Raw genomic sequence first — 20471 nt, 5'->3', positions numbered from 1 at the left:
TAATAGTCAAAATTGCCTGAGATATCTAATTTGAATTAGTCGGAAAGATTTGACAGCTTGAGTAACTAGTACAAGGCGGCGTAAATAGAGCAATCATTGAAAATCCCTAAAGAGCTTATTCCATAAAACTTTTAACTTTTAACTTTTGGATTTTGACTTTTGACTTCCGCCTTGCGGTACTAGTATATGTCCCAGAAATGTTGAATGTCGATACAAAACTTTGCTTTACTACGTCGCATTGCCCTCAATGCCTTAGAGGTTGTTTGAAAAGTGAAAGCCAGTAAAAAATTATGCAAGTCGTCTGAGCATAAGCCGAATCATAGCAAGGTAAATGAAAGTCTCAGTTGTTTCGGGTAATTGCTCATATTCTTTGCTAAGTCGGCGGTACCAGTTGAGCCAACCGAAAGTACGCTCAACCACAAGGGCGTTTCGTAAGCAAAACAAATTTCTTGTGGTGTTGAGGTCGCAACACCACTTGCACAATCCAACGACAAAAATCCATGAGCCAACGCATAAATGGCTCGCTGTTCCTACCGCCATCAACCCAAACCGTGTTCAGCCGAGATACCATACTCCCCATCTGTTGAACTTTTAGTAAGACTTGTTTGCCGCCTTCTCGCTCAGGTACATTAGCAGCAGTCACCAGTACGCGCAACACCAAACCCAATGTATCGACAGTCATATGCCGTTTGCGTCCCTTGATCTTCTTGGCAGCGTCGTAGCCGACGGCTTGATGAATCATAGTTGCTGTTTCAACGCTTTGGCTGTCCACTATGGCTTCAGAGGGACTTGGCAATCGCTCATGATCCGCTCTTGTCCATGCCCGTAGACGATCATGGATTTCTATCCACGTCCCATCAATACGCCAATTACGGAAATATGTATACACCGTCTGCCATGCCGGGAAATTCTCAGGTAGGTCTCGCCACTTGCAGCCTTGAACCAGTACATAAAAAATGGCGTTTAGCACTGCCCAGATTTCTACTTCTCGTGGACGACCACCAGATTTAGCCACAGGGATCAGCGGTTCAATTAACTCGAATTGACTTTGGGTCAGGTTACTAGAGTATGCTTTACTCATCGCTCTCAATGGTGCTGTATATACGTATCTACAGCTTATGCCCTGAGAGCTTTTTTTAATCAACTGGGAACTTTTCAAACAACCTCTTAGAACGAGAAACATCTTTTCGTCGCAGTATTCGCCAAAAGTCACGCAGAACAGCTATAAATGATCGATACATGGTTTCTGTGTTGGCGGCGGCTCTCTCAAATTCAACACGGGAGCTAGAATTCACCTGTCATATTTTGGGCTATTTTTATCGGATTTTTCTTAACATTCAACACTTTTGTATATGCCCATATATAAAAAGATGGATAACTCAAAGCAAAGATTATCGTTTTTTAGTGACATAAAAGTTTTATTTCTGTCTAATTTAAAGTTGTAAAAAATCAAGTAATTAGCTTTATTATTTACTAATATGAGTAAATCCTAGGCAATTACACTGATAAATATAATAATTGCAATTGCCTAAAAATAGTTAAAAAATCAGAGGGAAATCAACATGGAAGCTAAAGAAAGAAAGTATCACAGTCAAATTGAAGTTAACGATTTGATTGATGATGCTGTGAAAAATGCCGTCACACGTCGAAACGAAGTTTTGGATTCAGAAGAAGCTTTGTTATCTATGTCTGATGAGGAAGCAAAAAGCGTTTCAGGTGGAGAATCAAAATTGGTTCCCATAATACTTGGTAAGATTTTTATTCCTCCTATTACTATAGGACTCGTAGCAGTTGACAATTCTATCTGATTTGTGAAAATTTGTGGTATCAAAATCCCTCATTTCGTAAAAAAGTCGGGGATATAATTTTTCACGAATGATTTAAGAATGGTATATCCCAATTCGACTGAAAGCTCGTATTTATAAAGGCTTTCTCTGCTGGAGGCTCAATTAATGGAAGACATTGTTGTGGATAAAACTACACTTTGCCCCAGTGCTAGGCCAGAATCTGAAAATAGTGTTGTTTTCGGCATAATCAGTGGAACAGTTGCAGAACCACGTGTAACTTATCTCAAGCAACCCATACCTATCACCGATGAACTGATAGCAAAAGCTAGTCCAGTTACACCTGCTGAAATTTTTCGCACAGCAGCACCTTGTGCCACTAAAGCTTGTCTGCATTTTGATGGAGAAGATTGTCGTCTAGCGAAGCAAATTGCCGGAAAATTAACCGTAGTTGCAGAGGAATTGCCTCCTTGTTCTATCCGCCGAGATTGTCGGTGGTGGAACCAAGAAGGCAAAGCAGCTTGTATGCGTTGTCCGCAAGTAATTACAGATAACTACAATCCGTCTGAAGTAACCATTGAAGTGTCAAACCTCGCTGCCGGCTAAGGTTCAATATTCTAATATAATTACCAACTGTTAAGTAATTCAAGGAGCAGAAAATTATGTCTCTAGAACACGTCAAAGCTTTTTATCAAAAGCTGGCAAATGATGAAGCGTTTAGTAATCAAATTCAAGGCGTTAATAGTAAGGAAGAATGTAGCCAAATAGTTAAAGCTGCCGGCTACGATTTCACTCTAGAAGAGTATGAAGAATATACCGCTCAATTGTTAGAATCTGCCGATGGTGAAGGTGAACTCAAAGATTTAAGTGAAAAAGAACTAGCAGCAGTTTTTGGTGGATTAACTGGGAAACCAAGAATCCAACCATTATATGGAGTTGTATGGCCACCCTACCAACTTATGTATGGAGTTATCCGGGTAGATGACACACTTTAGGGAACCTGGATTGCGACCATAACAGTTTAAAATTCTGGGGACGGATAGGGACTTGTCCGTCCTTTTATAAATTCACAAGAGAATCGAAATGACAGATAAAAAAATCATGCATAAAAGTAAAAAATATATTTAATTAATCAAGGTTAGGAGAATCTTATGCCCATAAAAAATGTCAAAGCTTTCTACGAAAATCTAGCAAATGATGAAGCGTTTCGTCATCAAATTGAAAGCGTTAATAGCAAAGAACAATGTAACCAAATAGTTAAAACTAGGGATAGATAGGGATTTATCCGTCCCTTTGTAGAAAAATTAATTGATTGAGGGTATTTTTATGACTTATCGCCGAATTAGTTATGCAGTTTGGGAAATTACACTCAAGTGTAATCTAGCCTGTCAACACTGCGGTTCTCGTGCGGGTCATACAAGGGCTAACGAACTTTCCACAGCAGAAGCCCTTGATTTAGTCAAACAAATGGCGGAAGTTGGAATCACAGAAGTAACCATAATTGGTGGTGAAGCATTTCTGCGTCCTGACTGGTTAGAGATTGCCCAAGCAATTACTAAAGCTGGGATGTTGTGTGGTATGACTACTGGGGGTTATGGTATCACCTTAGACACAGCCCGCCGGATGAAAGAAGCTGGTATTGGCGTGGTTTCTGTGTCGGTTGATGGCTTAGAAGCAACTCATGACCGTCTGCGGGGCAAACAAGGCTCGTGGCAATGGGCGTTTAAGACCATGAGCAATCTTAAGGAAGCAGGTATCCCTTTCGGCTGCAATACGCAAATCAATCGTCTGTCTGCACCAGAATTTCCCCAAATTTATGAGCGTATCCGCGACGCTGGAGTATTCGCTTGGCAAATTCAGTTAACTGTACCGATGGGCAATGCTGCTGATAATGGTGATATTCTGCTGCAACCTTACGAACTATTGGATATATACCCAATGATTGCTCGTGTTGCTGAACGCGCCAAGGAAGAAGGGGTGCAGATACAGCCTGGGAATAACATCGGCTACTACGGGCCCTATGAACGACTGCTACGGGGTGGAGATGCTTGGTCATTTTGGCAGGGATGTAGCGCTGGACTGTCTGCTTTAGGTATTGAAGCCGATGGTGCTATCAAAGGTTGTCCCTCACTACCGACCACAGCCTACACTGGTGGTAACATCCGTGACCATTCACTGCGGACAATTATTGAAGAAACTGAAGAACTACGGTTCAATCTCGAAGCTGATACTCCCAAAGGAACATCACATTTATGGGGTTTCTGCAAGTCTTGCGAATTTGCGGAACTCTGTCGAGGTGGTTGCAGTTGGACTGCTCACGTTTTCTTTGATAAACGAGGTAACAATCCTTACTGCCATCATCGCGCCCTCACTCAGGAAAAAGGCGGTATTCGAGAGCGAGTATTTCTTCAACGTCGTGCAGATGGAAATCCCTTTGATAATGGCGAGTTTGCTCTGATTGAGGAACCGATTAATACCGCTTGGCCTGAAAACGATCCACTTCATTTTACTAGCGATCGCATTCAATGGCCAGAAGGTTGGAAAGAAGAACCATTAGTTTCATCCTTAGTTAGTTCTAAATCTCATTCAGATAAATAATATGTCAAGTAAATTTATCCCTCCAGAAGATCCGAATATTACTCATATTGAACAATCCCAGAATGAGGTAGAGCCTTTACTAACCCTGTTACCTCGTTCAGCTTGGAATAGTCAGTTAAACTATTTGCGGCTGATTTTTAGAGCAAAGAAGGCTTTAGATCGCATTGAGAAGGAAGCTGGTATCTTCAAAAGTTACAACTAATTGATTAAGACCTATGACATTTATCTTAAATTCACAGAATGTTTTCAATTATTTGCTTGAAAAAGGATTATGTAATCAATCCGAGCAACCTCCCGCTAAAATAGAACAACTTACAGCCAAGAATTTCAACTTATTAGTGACTTTACCAGGCGATCGCAAACTTTTAGTTAAACAAGAACGACACAATCCCGAAGGGAAAGCGGCTGGTGAATTTTTAATTGAGTGGCGAATTCAAGAGTTTTTACAACAATTTCCAAACCTTAGCAACTACCGTTCATTTTTACCAGAAGTACTGCATTTTGATGTCGAAAATTCCATTATTGTCTTTAAATATTTCGATGATTATCGGGATTTAATGGATTTTTATACCAAGGGAAATAGCTTTAATATAGAAATCGCTACGGCAATTGGTAATATTTTAGGGACTATCCATCGTGATACTTTCAACCGCCAAGAATATCAGGAATTCTTTACTAAAAATTCAGATAATTTAATGGGCGATCAAGTATTACATTTAGTTCGCAGATTAGAACGGGTTGAACCGGAAATTTTTGGTATAGTTCCTAGCGATGGGTTAAAGTTTTTTGCTCTCTATCAACGTTATGATAGCTTGGGGCAAGCGATCGCCGAATTGGGCAATGCTGTAACACCCTCTTGTCTCACCCATAATGATTTAAAACTAAATAATATTCTCCTGCACAAAGATTGGCAAGATTCTAGTAACAATATTGTCCGGCTAATAGATTGGGAACGCTCTGCTTGGGGAGATCCAGCTTTTGATTTAGGAACACTAATTAGCAGCTATGTCCAAATCTGGTTGGGTAGCTTGGTTATTAGTAATTCTTTGAGTATTGAAGAGTCTCTACGTTTGGCAATTACACCTTTAGAAGTACTTCAGCCTTCAATTAGTACATTAACCCAAGCTTATTTGAAGACTTTTCCAGAAATTCTAGACCACCGCTCTGATTTCTTGCAACGGGTAGTGCAATTTACGGGTTTTACGTTGATTCAACAAATTCAGGCGATGATTCAATATCAAAAATCTTTTGGCAATATGGGGATTGCTATGCTTCAGGTTGCTAAGACGTTATTAAGCCGTCCTGTACAATCGATGCCAACAATTTTTGGTGCTGCTGCTGTTGAATTAGGCCATCTAAATAATTCTCCTGTTTAAATCATTTTGTGATTACTAAATAAAAATTATGCAATTATTAAATTCTTCCCAAACTCAATTAGAGGTTGGATTAACTGGGCAATTACTGGATGTTTTACAAGATATTGCTCAAAAAATTGAGATAAAATCTGATTTTTCCATCCACCATCCAGATTACAAACCTTTGGAATTATCATCTGAGATAGTTGAACGTTTTCAGAATATGCCACCCCAGATGCAACAGAAATATCTGAGTCTGCAATTGCGGGCTTTTCTCTATGGGATATATTACAACGGTTCTATGCGAAGTGCTTTAGCACTAGATGGAGAAGAAAATAGTTTGCTCATAGATTTGGAAAATAATACTTTTCTAGGAATAGATTTGGAATTGTATGAGCAATTACATGAAAGTAATTGTGGAGACAGCAATTTTGACCTTGGTTGGTCTGTTATTAAAGAAGAAATAGACGGTAGTTTAGTAGTAACAAAGGGTGGTTTGAGGTTACATATTCATCCTGAAAAGCATCTTCAAGCTATTGACCAAGACGCTAAAGTAGGTGATATGGTAGCTATTCGGATGCCTAAAAATCGGGTACAAAATGGCTTTTATATGGCAGTTGGTAATCAAGGATTTACTCGTTTACTGGATGCTAACGACCCATTAGTAACTGTGCGAATCTATTTTAATTTGACTCCTGAAGGTGCTGTGACAGTAATGAGGAGTCTGACACAGCAACTGAATAAGTTAGCAATTCCTTTTAGTTTTAAGGTTTTGTATAATCCAAAAGATTATGGACGGCATGATTCAGGGGTTTTGTATTTTGATAAGAGGGATTATCAGGTAGTTAAAGAAGTTTTACAAGTTGTATATAGAGAAAATAAATCTTATTTTCAGCCAGAGGTTCCTTTATTCACGATGCAGCTTCTACCAGGATTAGGGTTAGCAGAAGAACCAGACAAAAAGTTTGCTGAACAGGAAAGTTTTGGGATGAATCGTTGTCAGATTGTGGCGAATGGATTACTAAAAGCTTGGTATCAAGGAGATGACTCCCCAGAGGGACGGATGCAGGCTATCCATGAGCAATTTTCTCTAGCGGGAATTGATTTGCAATCTGTCTACTTGAATGCTAACTCGGAAAATATTTATCAGTTATTGAACGAATGCTAATAACTAATCTTACGCCACAATCCTTAATCAAATCAGATGGAGTTGATTCTCTAAATGCTAAATTCCCAAAATCAGATTTACCTTTCTACCGAAAATTAGGGCGAACTGACTTAACAGTTAGCTGTCTTGGCTTAGGAGGTGGTGGAAGCATTTCCAGTGAGGATACGCTTTACGCCTTTGACCAAGGAATTAACTACTTTTTTTACTCCAGTGACCTGCACCATTATATCTATAGCTCAATGGCTGGAGCACTGCGCCAGATGTGTGGACGTGGTTCCTTGGTGCGAGAGAAAGTAGTGCTAGCGACAGTAACTTACATTAAAAGTCCAGACATGGCGATCGCAGCACTGCTCGATCAGTTTGTAGAATTAGGTATTGACTATATTGATGTGTTTTTCTGGGGCTGGATCGGTTCTAAGGATGGGTCAGCTTTACAAGATTGTTTACAGCTGTCTCCTGATTTAAAAGGAGCTAATTCTGTATATCAGCGTAGTATTGAAAAAATAGTTGGAATTTCAGAACGCCTTAAGAAAATGGGAGCTGTTCGCTATGTCGGAGCATCTTTTCATGATATGAATCTGGCTCAACAATGGTCTAACAGCCCTTTATTAGATGTAGTAATGGTTAGACACAATGTTGCTCATAAGTCTGCTCAATCGCAACTGTTTAATCAACTAGACTCCCAAGACTCTCATAGACCAGGTATCGTTACTTTTAAATCTACAGGCTCTCATACAGGCGCTCTTTGGAACCCTCCCCAAGGTCTGCCAGAAAATTGTTGGCAGCCTTCAGTACCTGATTTATATCGCTACTCTTTAAGCCAGAACTGTGTAGATGTTTGCTTGGCTGGATGGCAACGTCGGGAAGAAATTGATGCAGCCATTTCTAGTGTCAAGCAAGGCAAACTTACGCCTGCCGAAATTAATTACCTGAATTTGTATGGAGATTTACACCGCAATCAACTTTCTATCAAAAATATTTTGCCAGAAAACTTGATTTATCGCTCCTAAATCAAAAAAATACAAGGCAGTTAATAGTTAATATTTTCTGGCTATAACTGCACAACAAGATACAAATTATGTATTTTGATCAGAATTACATACTATGACCATGCAACACTCTTTAGAAAAACTTACATTTCCAGAAATTACACCTGCACGTGATGAAGATATCCTTGCTTACCTGCGCCATTCTTGCAAAATAGCTGAAATTGCTGTTGCTGCTGAAAGAAATATTCTGACTTTGAAACTATGCGAACAGCTAGATATTAAAGTGACAGACGAAGAGTTACAAGCAGCAGGCGATACATTTCGCCAAGAAAACAAATTGCTGGGAACATCTGAAACTCTGGCATGGCTAGCACATCAGCGCATTAGTGTAGAGGATTGGTCGGAAATCATTCGCATATCATTGCTATCTCAAAAGTTGAAAGAACATCTTTTCGGTGTGGCGGTGGACGATCATTATATAAATAACCGGGATAGTTATAAGCGGGTGGCTTTGTCTCAGATCCTTGTTCGTGATTTGACAGAAGCAATGAAAATCACTAAAGCGCTTCGGGACAAAAAAGATTCTTTTTGTGCATTAGCTTTAGAATACTCTCAGGGTAAGCAGTCTAAAGAAAATGGTGCTTTTGTTGGTATTCGGTTTTTAACAGAATTGTTACCGGAGATTACAAATGCTATTGCTGATATTGATGTAGGTGAATTAGTAGGCCCAATTCAAACTCAACTTGGTTATCACATCCTTAGAGTTGAGAAGTGGTTTCCATCTGACTTGAGTGAAATCAGAGAGCAGATTTTAGAATTTCTCTTCATAAATTGGCTAGAAGAGAGAACGGCTTCTACTCCTGATGCTTGATTTCGTTAAATTTTACGTTTAATTTGTTATTGTTTATCAATATCTGCCTCTTGTCTTAAAAGGCAGATATTTTATTGGTTTAAAAATAGCAAGACAAAAAATTTATACCAACTAAATATATTTTATATATGGGACATTAATGTTTTTATTGTGTCAAGCTAAATTAGTTTTTTGTATTGAGTTATAGCTATTTAAAAAATACAATAAATATGTAATAAATCAGGAAAATATCTGATTATTACTAAGCATAATTAATTAGATAATCAAAGGAAAGCATCTGATGGCTACTATCAAAATTTCCGATTTACGCCCAGCCGGTTACGATTTGTTTGCCGATCAAGAAAGCTATCTGATGTCTTTAACTGAAGATGAATTAGGTAATCAAGGTGGTGCTATTTGGACAGTTATCACTACAGCTAGTAGTGGAGCTTGTTTAAGCATTGGTCTTACTGTTGTTGGTGTTACTTTTGTTGCTTCCTACATTAAAGGTCGCTACTACTAAACTCTGCTTGTTCTAAATATTTTGAACAGGTTAAGAAGCATTTGTATGTAGTTTAAAAAGTCTGATTGATTTAGCAAGACTATTCTAAACCTACATTATTTCCTATATATATGTAGGTTTAGCAATCAGCAAAAACCACTTTTCGCTTAATTGAAATAAAAGGAAATTCAATCATGGCAACCATTTGTATTAGCGACATTAAACCAGCCGGTTCATCTCTTTTTATAGATCAGGAAAGCTTTCTCAACGAGCTATCTGATGAACAAGCAGGATCATCTCATGGTGGTTTCACCATTTTTGCACTTATCAGCCTTGGTTTAGCTTCTGCTGCACTAGGATATGCAGTGGGTCGTAACGATCGCTAGTAAGCTATAATCCCTCTGTAGATCATTCAAAAATTTTCAGTTCATTTAGTGAAGGGCTTAGTCTTAATACTCATGTCCTTCACTCTGCATTTAAGGTAAATTTTTAGTTGTATTAACGGGAAATTAATTTATGAGTCAGCCTCCTGTTTATCAACCCAATGGTTACGAAGGCATTGTTCTACTGTTGTTCCTAGCTATTGGAAGTGCAGCCTTTGGATACATTGTAGGTAAGAACGATAAAGATTCATATCTAGGTCGCCAACAACAGAGCCAACATATTGAGCAGAAAGAAGCGAATTCAAACAGTGAACTACTTTGAACAAAGTCAAAATCTAAATTTTTATCGTTCAGTCCAAGAGGGATTTTGGGCTGATTTTTTTCTAGTTTTTGCTCAGATTTAAAATTTGCGATCGCATAAATGAATTAGTTTTGTCTCTTTTTAATATACTATAATTTTATAATTGGATTTCTCCTAGATTATTTTACCCATAATAATAGAGATGAGCCTTGTTAATGTCTTATATTAAAAGCAAACTCTTCAATTTGTCTAAAAACTTTTTTTATATTTAAAATTAAGCTAATAATGAAATAATTATGTCATCAAAAAGTAATTTTGTAAATTGAATTTGCTAATCTTAACTTTTAAGATATAGATATTTTCAGGTAAGTATTGGTAAATACAGCAATTAATACCTATGCAACCTGAATAATTCTTCAAAGGAGATAAAGCAATGAGTACAATAAAAATTGATAATCTATCCGTTACTGGCAGTGAATTATTTGATGATTCCGAAAGCTATTTGGACCAATTGTCTGAAAGTGATGCTCTCAGCATTCAGGGTGGACTCAATTCAACAATAATAACAGTAACAACAGTAACGGCTACAACAACAACAGCTATACCAACAACAGAAACAACAGCTATCTTGACAATAAAAACAATAACACTAGCAACTTTGGGACTTGACTAAGTTGTTAGTTAGCCACTAACGTAGGAATCTTACATTTTCCTCATTATACTCACAAGGAAAGCTTGATGTGTCAAGCTTCTAGGCAGCTTAGTTTCTCAAAAATCAAATATAAGTCTTATACTGCCTCAAACACTATTAACATAAGTTGCTAGTTAGTACCTATAAACAGTATTAATTTTGTATCAAAAGCTATTTTTTAAGTAGTGTTTAGATACTAAGAATTAAGTTTTGTACTTAAAAAAAGTACTTTGCGATCGCTAGCAACTTAGGTTATTAATTTTGTACTCTCTTGAAGCATTACGCAAAAACTAGTCTGGGCCCATCCGTAAGAGGTTAGAATAAAGCGCCTTTTGTCAATCAGCTAAAATACTCAAAATAGTCTTAATAAGAATGATAATCGTGTATGGGGAGAGGGGGAGAAGGCAAGAGAAGCTTGCCTCCTCCCCCACTATTTGATTATCATTATCTTGAAGGTAATTGATAACTTAAATAAGGTAAGAAAAAGTATTGTAACGACAAAAAACTAAAGCAAGAAGCGGGCAACATTGTTGTGTAAATTCAATTATTAAACGAGGTAATGAAAAGTTTGGTTTACCACCATGCCCAAGCGACCAAAACAAAACTCTGACTACCCACACCGACATAATACTCCTACTATAGATAATGAAGCGATCGCTAAACACTTAGAAGCAATATTTAACCCCAGCAGTTTTTGCCCAACAAAAATATTATAAACAGTTAGGATTACGAGACAGAGTTCTCAATTTATCTTTAATGGTAGCAGCAATATTAACACTGTTGTGGCGACAAGTTCCTGGCGTTCAAGAGTTGAATCGTCTGTTAGCATGAGAAGGTTTATTATGGTGTCCTGTTACTAAAGTTGCTCAACAGTCTTTGTCAGAAAGATTTTTAGTTTTCCCTGCTGAATTATTTGAGCGGGTCTTTAAAGATTTACTACCTCAGTTACAACTGAATTGGCAGCAACGGCTTAAGCGACCACTGCCTGATAGCATTAAGTTCGCACTACTTAATTTTGAACGACTTTGGATAGCTGATGAATTAGCTTTACCATTTGACCGCATTTCTTTAGAGATGATTTTTCGTGGCTTGTACCATTTTAGTGTCGCCTATGACAGGGAGCATCCCAGTTTTTATTTAGTGAGCAAAGATTAATCCATTGAGATAAGCTCTGGCGTTGAGCTAAGACTTGAGGAACGTTATCAGATTTCCATTGTGCGCCAGAAATTTTGGTTCGACGGTCAATCTGTTTGACAGTAGACTCAATAGCACCAGAACCAATGGAACAGATTTGTTCTGCTTGATAATATTGGTAATTGACAATCCGGTGTCGATGTTTCTCAAGATAAGTACAGAAATTAAAAGCTTGTTTTAGCTGACAGTCAGCAAAGACAGCGATAGCATCATCAACTTTTCCTTGCCAGAGAAGGATTTTAGCCTGATTGAGCCGTTGATTAGAACCGCCAATCTTGTGTAGGTTTTCCATCAGATGAAACCAATCAAGTACTTCCCGACGCTGGTGTTCGGGAGCAAAATCGCGGACAATATTCCAAATACCGTCATGGCCATCGCCAAGACAGGTCAAGATAGGAGCAATTGATTGGCTTTTGACCCAATCAATTACAAGACTATTTTCTTGAAATGAGGCAGCAATAGCTTGTTTTTCATGTAAGCAGGTAGCTTTATAACCCTTCCAATCACAGACTTGTCCCTTGATTGTACGAATGCGTATATTTCCTCCATCCACACTCAATTCTTCCACAGTTGATTCTACTTGCGGTAATTCAAAATTTTGACGATGCACTAATCGTTGCTGCACACTTTTTGATACTTCTACACCAGTTAAATATTCAATATCTTCTGCCGCACGTTGATACGATACCGACGCGCTGATTCGTAAGCAACAAGCTTCTAAATATGGACTCAATTGATTATGGGGTCTAATTTCTAGCTTTTGTGCTTGAGAGTTTGTAATTGGCAGTTCTCCAATAATACTTTTTATTTTTCGTTTGTATCCTCTGCTTTCTCCTGCGGCATTTTCGATAAAAAAACCCTACTTCTGGCATTACATGCTTCCGCATTTGAGAGCGTACTACTTCTTCTATTTTTGCCAAACTTGTGAGTTGCTCACCCGTAGTACTTTTGTACAGTATCTTTGCTATTGCACGAGAATATTCTTTTATCTGTTGTTCTTCTTCAGGAGTCATTGATACACCTAGTCTTGATGACTTTATTATCCCTTCCTGATATCCCCTTACTTCCTGACTTCCGTTTTCTGTAACAATCCTTCCCTGTTATTTATTTGTTTTGGAATAATAAAAACTGGGATGCACCCCCTATCACAAAGGTAAAGCGGATGACCCTATTAAGTACTTTGCTGCCAAAGAAAATCAAGATTTAGGAGTAGTTAAAGCCCTGCGAAAACCAATCTCCAAGCTGGATTTATCTCCTTTTCCTGCACCCTCTTGACAAAAGTGCAATCACTCTAACCTCTCACTGATGGTCTGGGCCTATACCACCAACCCAATGCTAATAAATATCAAATACCTTAATATGTAATTAGTTTTACTTACTTGTTTCAGATTGTGCAATTTGTTGATTAAGCCAGTGAGAGAATAAGTTAAAAATGATATTTGTGCGAAGTTTCTCATTTAGGTCTGGTTGAATTAATTCCTCTACTAAAATCAAATGTATTCCCTTAGATGTTACAATTGGTTTAATAACCTGTGGCGGTTTAGCACTAAAAACAGCAGCAGAAATCTCTGGTTTTAAATCTTTGCGGCGCACTATCCCTAAATATCCCCCTTTTCGGCGTAACTCAGTATCCTGAATAAATTTGTGAGCTACATCATAGAAACTCATTTCACCTTCCTTAATCGCATAGAAGAGTTCTAGGGCTAAATCTTCGTCATCTAGAACAACTTCATACATCACCACACCAACATAATCTAGTTGGTTCTCAATGAAATAGGGTTCAACCTTATCAGCAAAAAGATGATTAGTTAATTTTCCAGATATGAGATTTAAGTAAGCAATTTCTTCAAAATCATCTAAGGACAAACTATGTTTCTCTAACCATTGCCAAGTACGATCGGCACTATCGAGTTTATTAACTAACCGTATTTGGTCTGCTGCTTTCTGAAGTTCCTCAACCTCTACTTTTATTCCAGCTTCTTCAGCAGCCGCTATGATTAGCTTACGGGTAATAATCTGCTCAACTATCTCAGGAATTTTACAAGATAACTTAACTTGGTGTAGAATGTCTTCGTTGGTAATGTTGATAGATTGTGACATGATATTTATCCTAAATTTGGTTAGCAAAATTAAAATTAAATATGAGAGCATGACTTCTTAGCTGGATGTAGAGATATTACATATAACGTCTCTACATTTCTAATTTCCATATCTTTTGAACGTAGGGAAAGTTGGTTTTTTACAATTTCACCCCACCCTGCTGCAATTGCTTAAATGGATCGAGCAGAAAATCAATAATCCGACGCTGACGCACAATAACTTCAGCTGTTGCAGTATCCCCAGGATGCAAGGCAATACACTTATTCGCCGAGAGAAGACAATTTTGTTTTAAGGCAATTTCTAAGTCATAAGCTGCTACCTTGCCATTAGGTGTATCTACTTCTAAGGTAGTAGGGGAAATCTCTGCTAAATTGCCTTCTACTATTCCATAATCCTGAAAGGGATAAGCGTCAAACTTTAATTTGACTGGCAACCCTTTTCGCAAAAAACCACTTTCAGTTGTCGCCATTTGCGCCCGAATTATTAAAGGCGAACCTTGAGGTGCAATTTCTGCAATCATTGTTCCTGGCTGCACTACAGACCCAGCCCGTTGTATCGGTAACTGAAACACTCTACCATTCACTGTGGCTCTTAACTCTCGTTGTCCTAACTGAAACTTTAAGGAGACAATCTGACTCTTGGTTTGAGCAATTTCTGCCTGAAGCGTAGTAATTTCTGTTTCTAAACTCTTCTGTTGTTCGTCGATTTTTAACACAGCTAGCTTGCTGGAACGAGTTAAGGTCTGATAACTCCTTTCCTGTTCTTTCAGCCGCAATTCTGCCTGCTCAATATCTGCATTTGCTTGCCGAATAGTCCGCTCATAACTACTCTGTTGTTCTAGCAAACGTAGTTTAGCTTGCTGAATATCTGATTTATTTTGTTCGTATAACTGTTGCTTGTCTTTAGCTATATCTTGTTTTTCAACAACATTAATTTCTGGCACAACGCCTGATTGCCAAAGATTGCGATAGCGTTCCACTTCCCGCTCGGTACTCGTCAAACTACTGTTTACTAACTTATTAGCTGTCTGACTATGTTCAAGAGTTTGCCGTGCCTGATTAACTTGAGCTAATTTTTCGTCTTTTTGTAAGTCATAAGAATTCCTAAGAGCATTCATATTCTCTCGCGCTTGGTCAATTTGAGACTGCTTTTCTAACTCTTGAGATTGGTTTTGTTGCTGTTGAGTTGTCAAAGATACAACTAACTGACTTTTAGATGAATTTAACTGAGAAAGTCGATTTAATTGTCCTTCTAACTTATCTTGCACTTGCCGTAATTCTGCTTTAACTAATTCCGATTCCAACACTAATAAAGTCTGCCCAACTTTAACCGAATCGCCCTCTTTTATCCGAATTTCGGCAACAGTACCTGCCACAGCAGCATCGAGTCTAACCGTCTTTCCCTTTGGCTCAAGCCGCCCTCTTGCTGTACCAGTTTCATCCACTTTAGATAGCATTGCCCAAGGTAAAATGATCGACACAAACACGATTAAAAAGTACAACAATCCCCTTGTCCAAACCTGGGGCAAGCTATCAAGTAAATCCTTGGTTGCATCAGCCCAATCATCAGTCGATCTAGCTGGTATTTGCTCTCTTAAAATTTCTTCGTGCTGTTCTACATCATAGATTTGGGTTTGAACCCTTCCATTCAATGTATTTGGCATGATTTTTCCTAATATCAATTTGGAATTTTGGATATAGGGAGATAAGAAAAGCTTCCTCCTTGTCCTTTTGTTTCACCCGGCAACATCCATCTGCTGATGATTGAGATAAAAATAATGTCCTCGCTTCGCCATCAACTCTTTGTGAGTCCCACTTTCAATCAACACGCCGCGATCTAACACTAAAATCAAATCTGCATTCCGCACAGTTGAAAGGCGATGGGCGATGACTAAGGTGGTTCTGTCTTGAAGAATTGTGTTTAAATTCGTCTGGATAATCCTTTCTGACTCTGCATCTAGATGGGAAGTGGCCTCATCCAAAATCAACAGCTTGGGATTGCCTAACAATGCTTTTGCGATCGCAATTCTTTGTCGCTGTCCTCCAGATAACATCCCCCCTCCTTCCCCAATCTGGGTTTCATAACCCATAGGTAAGTTTTTAATAAACTGATCGGCACCCGCCAATCGCGCCGCTTCAATAATCTCTACCAAAGTTGCCCCAGGATGTGCCAAGCTAATATTTTCCCGAATCGTTCCACCAAACAAAAAGGTATCTTGGTCAACTACCCCAACCTGTTCGCGTAGAGAACGCAACGAAAGACTGGTAATATCCTGTCCATCAATCAACACTTTGCCATCTGTGGGAGGATATAACCCCAAAACCAGCTTAGAAATTGTGGTTTTCCCCGAACCACTCCGTCCGACCAGAGCAACCATTTGCCCGCTTTGGACTTCAAAACTGAGATTTTCCAAAACATTAACATCGCTTTCGGGGTGATAGCGAAATGTCACGTTATCAAAGCGAATATTACCTTGAATTGATGGTAAAGATTGTCGTACCTGATGCTGCAAATCCTCTTCTGGTTCCGCATCCAAGACATCATTAATGCGTTCTACTGCAATCACCACTTCTTGTAATTGATTCCACAAAACTGTTAATCGTTGGAAGGGTGTAATAATATTTCCTAGCAGCATATTAAATGCCACCAATTGCCCAATGGTTAACTCGTTATGAATAACTTGGTACGCCCCAAACCACAGTAAGACGGTAGTTAGCACTGCTTCAATTGTGTTGCTGAATATTTGCAACCGATTGCTGATAATTTGCCCGGAAAAGTTAGTTTTTACTTCCTTACTTAATAACTCTTCCCAATGCCACCGCACCGTTTGTTCTACTGCTGTGGATTTAACCGTTCGTATACCAGAAAGAGTTTCAATTAGATAGCTACTTTCTTTGGCAACAGCATTAAAGATTTCCCTAGAAATCTTTTGTAAAAAAGGTGTGGCAATCAATGCCAAAAGGAAAAAAGGCGGTATAATTACTAATACTAATAACGCCATTTTCCAACTGTACCAAAACATCAATCCTAAATAAATAAAAACAGTGACTAAATCTAGCAGGATCGATAATGCCTCACCTGAGAGGAAGCGTTGAATTTTGCGGTTTTCCTGTACGCGAGAGATAATATCCCCCACATAACGGGACTCAAAGTAACTCAAAGGTAGCCGCAGGGTATGGCGAATAAATCCGACAATCAGGGCTAAATCTACCTTATTCGCTGTGTGGTCTAACAGGTATTGCCGCAATCCTGTCATCGCCACACGGAATAAACTAAAAATCAGTAAGCCTAATCCCACCGCCGTTAAGGTTAGTTCAGAACGCTGTACTACTACACGGTCTAAAATTAGCTGGGTAAATAAAGGAGTAACAAGTCCAAAAATCTGGATAAATAAGGAAGCGATAAACACTTCTAGCATCACTAAAGCGTGAGGCTTCATCAATTCAAAGAATTGCCAAAAGGGAGTTATAGTTTCTTTGGCATCCTTCAACCAGGCTGTGGGTTGCAGTAGCAGTGTATAGCCAGTCCAGTTGGCTTTAAATTCTTGGTGGCTGAGGGTGCGTTGACCAATACCAGGATCTGCCACAATTACCTGTTTAGGGGTAATTTCGTAGACTACAATGTAATGCTTGCCTTCCCAGTGGGCGATCGCAGGCAATTTTTGCTTGGCCAATTGGTCAAGACTCGCTTTCACTGGTCGCGTAGCAAACCCAATACTTTCTGCCGCCGCCGATAACCCCCGCAACGATGAGCCATTACGGTCAACATTGGCGATATCCCGCAAGCGATTTACACTAAAGTTTTTCCCCCAATACCGAGACACCATCACTAAACAAGCTGCACCACAATCCGATCCACTCTGTTGGGCAAAAAATGGGTAGCGCCGAATCACACGTTGTAATAAATGCCCCACTCGCTGCGTGGAGTTGGGAAAATAGGCTTTGCTAATCTTTTTCGCGCTTGGCTCTACTGCTGGTGTTGACAAAATCCTTGTTTCATGCAGCCTTTTTGAGTCAGTTGGCAGTACTGGGGGGTTATCTGAGTCTAACTGTTGCGGATTACGGGACAGCGCCTTAGCCCATAAATGCTCTCGAATTTGAGGATATTTAGCCATCAATGGCCACAACACTTCACTCGGAATAAAACACAGTTGCAAGTTGACTGAAGCTCTTGCTGCATAAGGTCTAAAGTCACCCTCCTTAAACAAGGTAAATTCCCCAAATGAGTCTCCCAATTCCAAAGTAGCGATTAACTCATCGGTGCTATCAAGCAACCTGACTTTGCCAGCGATCGCAATATAGATTCCTGGTTGAGCATCAGTTCCTTGCCAAAACTTGCCGACTTTTGGGTTGATAAATTTAACTTGTTGAAGACAGTGTTGAAATTCCTCTGTAGAAAGAGAAAGACCCAGAGTATTGTTGAACTGTTGCAGAGTAAGCAACTGAGCAGATATATTTTGCGCCATGAATGTCTAAATGTTTTCCTAATTTGGCAAAATTAATAGGTAAAAATTCGGAATCATCTGGAATACCTGCCGATTGGAGGTCACAAATCAAAATTTTGGAACCCTGAACTTGTTCAGTGCTGTTTTGTTCAACATTACTGGGTTTTGGTAGTGTGGATAATCCCATCTGTTTGAGCAGTCGCTTGATATGGCGATCGCTCACCTCAATCCCAAATTCTTTTGCTAGATGTTTCCCTAGCCAGTTTGCTGTCCACCGACGAAAAGCATAGCCATGAGCGCGAGGACTACTATTAACCAGTTCTTTCAAACGTTCTAAATACTGGTCATTTACTGCCTTCGGGCGACCAATGGGGCAATCTTGCCATTGGTGCGCCATGCCACTCCGGGCTATGTGTGTCCAATGTCGTGCTGTTGCTGCACAACATCCCAAAGTTTGACAAATCGACCTTTGAGTTTTCCCCTCATCTGCCAACAACATGATTTCAATTCGTTGGCGGTAGGATTCAACTAGACTTTTTTGCAAATTTTGTAGTAGCAGTTTCCTCTGAAACGCTGTCAAATACTTACCACTAGACGTACTTAAGTAGTTGGTTTCAGGTTTTGCTTGGCAGTCGGACATAAACGTTGAATTTGTTGGTTTTTTATAAATCCAAAAATGCCCAGCACTTGATGCATAATTTGTCAAGCACTTCTAAAGGCTACTTATTAGTATTTTTTGATACCAATAATGCAAATAAATTTACGTATATTATTATATTATTTACATATCAAGCTACTAATAATCTTTGTAAATTCTGAAGATTAAAGGCTAAATAAATTTTGATTAAATGTTGGGCTAAATACGCTAATTGCTGTCCTTATTACCCAAAACTAAGTTTTCAACGTCACTTTTATTTGTGATAGCACTGCAATGGTTAACCGAACAGCACCAAACATCGCACGAATAGTATTAGGGGTTTTTGGGATAAACCCTCGAAAAGGGGGATTATGAAAAGTGAGTTTTGACGCTATCACCCTATAACTCTTGCCAGATAAGATTCTTGGCTAAACCCCGTCTCAGAAAGTGTACAATCTGAGACGTTATTTAATTATGTCTCTTTCCATGTCTCAAAATACAATTATCTTAAAGTCCAAGGCATAATGAGACGTAACTACATCAAAAGGCGTTTGTATGGCGAGGGTTGGGTACGCAAGAGTAAGCTCGTCGGGACAGAGTTTGGATATTCAGTTACATAAACTCAAACATTGCGACAAGATTTATCAGGAAACACAAAGCGGCACTAACCAGCAACGTTCCCAGCTTGCGGCTTGTCTGGAATATGTTAGAGATGGCGATACATTGATTGTGTCACGCTTAGATCGGTTAGCTCGTTCGACTCTTCACCTTTGCACGATCGCTGATGCACTCCAGCGTAAACATGTTGCCTTGCAGGTGCTCGACCAAAATATCGACACGTCGGATGCTACCGGACGGCTACTTTTTAACATGCTGGCAGCGATCGCTGAATTTGAGACTGAACTCCGTTCTGAGCGTCAGCTAGATGGCATTAATAAGGCAAAGGAGTTAGGTGTTCGATTTGGCAGGAGTAAACGTTTGTCTCAAGAGCAGATCGTGGAACTTCGGCTTCAACGGAAGCAAGGCGTGCTTATTAAAATCTTGATGAAAGACTTCGATCTTTCCAAGGCGAGTGTCTATCGTTACCTTGGAAATTCTACCTCTTCCCTTTCAGAAAACTCATAATCCCCCTTTTCGAGGGTTTATACAAAAAACCCCCTCTTCGGTTTTGGTATAAGCGATCGCCTGTTCGATGGCAAAAGGTGGAATCGCTGTCTCGATTGCTTTCAGTACGTCACTACTTTGTATATCTGGAGACACCAATGAGAAATCTTTGAGATGCACCACAAGCTCATTTTCATTCTTGGGACAATGCTTAATTTACAGAACTTTCAGCCTTAACTAAACCGTATTGCCATATAGCTATCGAACCATTAAGGTGCTTGTTTGTTCTAATCAGCACCTTAATGGTTCGATAGCTTTCTTGTCGATTCCCTCAACTAAAAATTGTCCGGAGTATTCCCGAGTATTGTTTA

At 39.2% G+C, this 20471-nt stretch carries 22 protein-coding genes and 2 pseudogenes; 16 read left to right on the top strand and 8 right to left on the bottom strand.

The features are described 5' to 3' along the window. Positions 1–288: 288 nt before the first annotated feature. Together NPUN_RS17195 and NPUN_RS41980 are read right to left on the bottom strand one after the other, a co-directional pair. Positions 289–1081 (bottom strand): annotated as a pseudogene (locus NPUN_RS17195) (IS5 family transposase). A gap of 55 nt (positions 1082–1136) precedes the next feature. Next, positions 1137–1295 carry a hypothetical protein gene (locus tag NPUN_RS41980; RefSeq protein ID WP_167315641.1) on the bottom strand — a complete coding sequence of 53 codons (159 nt, stop codon included), beginning with the start codon at positions 1293–1295 and terminating at the stop codon, positions 1137–1139. Positions 1296–1562: 267 nt separating this feature from the next. On the opposite strand from NPUN_RS41980, the gene NPUN_RS17190 reads away from it, so the two are divergent. The 15 genes and pseudogenes from NPUN_RS17190 to NPUN_RS43385 form a co-directional block, all read left to right on the top strand. Then, complete coding sequence (locus tag NPUN_RS17190; RefSeq protein ID WP_012409793.1) at positions 1563–1808, top strand: hypothetical protein; 246 nt, start codon at positions 1563–1565, stop codon at positions 1806–1808. Between the two features lie 144 nt (positions 1809–1952). Further along, positions 1953–2390: a hypothetical protein gene (locus NPUN_RS17185; protein WP_012409792.1), complete on the top strand. Its 438-nt coding sequence runs from the start codon at positions 1953–1955 to the stop codon at positions 2388–2390. 56 nt (positions 2391–2446) lie between these two features. Next, a complete protein-coding gene (locus NPUN_RS17180) occupies positions 2447–2779 on the top strand; it encodes a Nif11-like leader peptide family natural product precursor (protein ID WP_012409791.1) in 333 nt (110 codons plus the stop codon). A gap of 156 nt (positions 2780–2935) precedes the next feature. Further along, positions 2936–3061 carry a Nif11-like leader peptide family natural product precursor gene (locus NPUN_RS39190; protein ID WP_083782411.1) on the top strand — a complete coding sequence of 42 codons (126 nt, stop codon included), beginning with the start codon at positions 2936–2938 and terminating at the stop codon, positions 3059–3061. A 49-nt stretch (positions 3062–3110) separates the two neighbouring features. Further along, complete coding sequence (locus NPUN_RS17175) at positions 3111–4382, top strand: nif11-class peptide radical SAM maturase 3 (protein ID WP_012409790.1); 1272 nt, start codon at positions 3111–3113, stop codon at positions 4380–4382. Position 4383: 1 nt separating this feature from the next. Continuing rightward, positions 4384–4584 (top strand): hypothetical protein, encoded by a 201-nt coding sequence (locus tag NPUN_RS17170; RefSeq protein ID WP_012409789.1) that lies wholly within the window; start codon positions 4384–4386, stop codon positions 4582–4584. 13 nt (positions 4585–4597) lie between these two features. Next, positions 4598–5758, top strand: a complete 1161-nt coding sequence (locus tag NPUN_RS17165) for a phosphotransferase (RefSeq protein WP_012409788.1) — start codon at positions 4598–4600, stop codon at positions 5756–5758. A gap of 28 nt (positions 5759–5786) precedes the next feature. Further along, positions 5787–6905, top strand: a complete 1119-nt coding sequence (locus NPUN_RS17160) for a T3SS effector HopA1 family protein (protein ID WP_012409787.1) — start codon at positions 5787–5789, stop codon at positions 6903–6905. Continuing rightward, a complete protein-coding gene (locus NPUN_RS17155; RefSeq protein ID WP_012409786.1) occupies positions 6899–7915 on the top strand; it encodes an aldo-keto reductase family protein in 1017 nt (338 codons plus the stop codon). The genes NPUN_RS17160 and NPUN_RS17155 overlap by 7 nt, the downstream gene beginning before the upstream one ends. Before the next feature lie 94 nt (positions 7916–8009). Beyond that, complete coding sequence (locus NPUN_RS17150; RefSeq protein WP_012409785.1) at positions 8010–8765, top strand: peptidylprolyl isomerase; 756 nt, start codon at positions 8010–8012, stop codon at positions 8763–8765. 280 nt (positions 8766–9045) lie between these two features. Next, positions 9046–9267 carry a hypothetical protein gene (locus NPUN_RS17145; protein WP_012409784.1) on the top strand — a complete coding sequence of 74 codons (222 nt, stop codon included), beginning with the start codon at positions 9046–9048 and terminating at the stop codon, positions 9265–9267. 173 nt (positions 9268–9440) lie between these two features. After that, on the top strand, positions 9441–9632 hold the full coding sequence (locus NPUN_RS17140) for a hypothetical protein (RefSeq protein ID WP_012409783.1): 192 nt from the start codon (positions 9441–9443) through the stop codon (positions 9630–9632). Between the two features lie 130 nt (positions 9633–9762). Beyond that, entirely contained in the window at positions 9763–9951 is a 189-nt protein-coding gene (locus NPUN_RS17135; protein ID WP_041565476.1) for a hypothetical protein, read from the top strand. 412 nt (positions 9952–10363) lie between these two features. Next, positions 10364–10603, top strand: coding sequence for a hypothetical protein (locus NPUN_RS17130; protein WP_041565475.1), 240 nt, complete (start codon positions 10364–10366; stop codon positions 10601–10603). A gap of 599 nt (positions 10604–11202) precedes the next feature. After that, positions 11203–11659, top strand: a pseudogene (locus NPUN_RS43385) (hypothetical protein); the annotation flags it as partial. A gap of 61 nt (positions 11660–11720) precedes the next feature. On the opposite strand, the gene NPUN_RS17125 reads toward NPUN_RS43385, so the two are convergent. The 5 genes from NPUN_RS17125 to NPUN_RS17105 all read right to left on the bottom strand — a co-directional run bounded on the left by NPUN_RS17125 (position 11721) and on the right by NPUN_RS17105 (position 18999). Further along, a protein-coding gene (locus tag NPUN_RS17125) for an ISKra4-like element ISNpu15 family transposase (RefSeq protein WP_419787122.1) occupies positions 11721–12828 on the bottom strand; the annotation gives its coding sequence in 2 pieces (ribosomal slippage) (positions 11721–12674 and positions 12676–12828; 1107 coding nt in all). Between the two features lie 358 nt (positions 12829–13186). Then, on the bottom strand, positions 13187–13915 hold the full coding sequence (locus NPUN_RS17120) for a peptidylprolyl isomerase (protein WP_012409781.1): 729 nt from the start codon (positions 13913–13915) through the stop codon (positions 13187–13189). A gap of 139 nt (positions 13916–14054) precedes the next feature. Next, complete coding sequence (locus NPUN_RS17115; RefSeq protein ID WP_012409780.1) at positions 14055–15578, bottom strand: beta-barrel domain-containing protein; 1524 nt, start codon at positions 15576–15578, stop codon at positions 14055–14057. A gap of 72 nt (positions 15579–15650) precedes the next feature. After that, on the bottom strand, positions 15651–18380 hold the full coding sequence (locus tag NPUN_RS17110) for a peptidase domain-containing ABC transporter (RefSeq protein WP_012409779.1): 2730 nt from the start codon (positions 18378–18380) through the stop codon (positions 15651–15653). Beyond that, complete coding sequence (locus NPUN_RS17105; RefSeq protein ID WP_041565474.1) at positions 18274–18999, bottom strand: helix-turn-helix domain-containing protein; 726 nt, start codon at positions 18997–18999, stop codon at positions 18274–18276. The genes NPUN_RS17110 and NPUN_RS17105 overlap by 107 nt, the downstream gene beginning before the upstream one ends. Positions 19000–19596: 597 nt before the next feature. Here NPUN_RS17105 and NPUN_RS17100 point away from each other — a divergent pair. Then, positions 19597–20121 carry a recombinase family protein gene (locus NPUN_RS17100; protein WP_202947510.1) on the top strand — a complete coding sequence of 175 codons (525 nt, stop codon included), beginning with the start codon at positions 19597–19599 and terminating at the stop codon, positions 20119–20121. Here NPUN_RS17100 and NPUN_RS41975 read toward each other — a convergent pair. Continuing rightward, positions 20116–20283, bottom strand: a complete 168-nt coding sequence (locus NPUN_RS41975) for a hypothetical protein (protein ID WP_167315640.1) — start codon at positions 20281–20283, stop codon at positions 20116–20118. The genes NPUN_RS17100 and NPUN_RS41975 overlap by 6 nt on opposite strands. Between the last annotated feature and the right edge of the window lie 188 nt (positions 20284–20471).

The organism is Nostoc punctiforme PCC 73102, from assembly GCF_000020025.1.
GTDB classification, from domain to species: Bacteria; Cyanobacteriota; Cyanobacteriia; order Cyanobacteriales; family Nostocaceae; genus Nostoc; species Nostoc punctiforme.
The sequence above is the reverse complement of the archived record's forward strand: the minus strand, read 5'-3'. Positions and strand labels throughout refer to the sequence as shown.

Coding starts and splice junctions, on each gene's coding strand:
- NPUN_RS17190 (WP_012409793.1), top strand. CDS start 1,563: ATGGAAGCTAAAGAAAGAAAGTATCACAGTCAAATTGAAGTTAACGAT.
- NPUN_RS17185 (WP_012409792.1), top strand. CDS start 1,953: ATGGAAGACATTGTTGTGGATAAAACTACACTTTGCCCCAGTGCTAGG.
- NPUN_RS17180 (WP_012409791.1), top strand. CDS start 2,447: ATGTCTCTAGAACACGTCAAAGCTTTTTATCAAAAGCTGGCAAATGAT.
- NPUN_RS39190 (WP_083782411.1), top strand. CDS start 2,936: ATGCCCATAAAAAATGTCAAAGCTTTCTACGAAAATCTAGCAAATGAT.
- NPUN_RS17175 (WP_012409790.1), top strand. CDS start 3,111: ATGACTTATCGCCGAATTAGTTATGCAGTTTGGGAAATTACACTCAAG.
- NPUN_RS17170 (WP_012409789.1), top strand. CDS start 4,384: ATGTCAAGTAAATTTATCCCTCCAGAAGATCCGAATATTACTCATATT.
- NPUN_RS17165 (WP_012409788.1), top strand. CDS start 4,598: ATGACATTTATCTTAAATTCACAGAATGTTTTCAATTATTTGCTTGAA.
- NPUN_RS17160 (WP_012409787.1), top strand. CDS start 5,787: ATGCAATTATTAAATTCTTCCCAAACTCAATTAGAGGTTGGATTAACT.
- NPUN_RS17155 (WP_012409786.1), top strand. CDS start 6,899: ATGCTAATAACTAATCTTACGCCACAATCCTTAATCAAATCAGATGGA.
- NPUN_RS17150 (WP_012409785.1), top strand. CDS start 8,010: ATGACCATGCAACACTCTTTAGAAAAACTTACATTTCCAGAAATTACA.
- NPUN_RS17145 (WP_012409784.1), top strand. CDS start 9,046: ATGGCTACTATCAAAATTTCCGATTTACGCCCAGCCGGTTACGATTTG.
- NPUN_RS17140 (WP_012409783.1), top strand. CDS start 9,441: ATGGCAACCATTTGTATTAGCGACATTAAACCAGCCGGTTCATCTCTT.
- NPUN_RS17135 (WP_041565476.1), top strand. CDS start 9,763: ATGAGTCAGCCTCCTGTTTATCAACCCAATGGTTACGAAGGCATTGTT.
- NPUN_RS17130 (WP_041565475.1), top strand. CDS start 10,364: ATGAGTACAATAAAAATTGATAATCTATCCGTTACTGGCAGTGAATTA.
- NPUN_RS17120 (WP_012409781.1), bottom strand. CDS start 13,915: ATGTCACAATCTATCAACATTACCAACGAAGACATTCTACACCAAGTT.
- NPUN_RS17115 (WP_012409780.1), bottom strand. CDS start 15,578: ATGCCAAATACATTGAATGGAAGGGTTCAAACCCAAATCTATGATGTA.
- NPUN_RS17110 (WP_012409779.1), bottom strand. CDS start 18,380: ATGGCGCAAAATATATCTGCTCAGTTGCTTACTCTGCAACAGTTCAAC.
- NPUN_RS17105 (WP_041565474.1), bottom strand. CDS start 18,999: ATGTCCGACTGCCAAGCAAAACCTGAAACCAACTACTTAAGTACGTCT.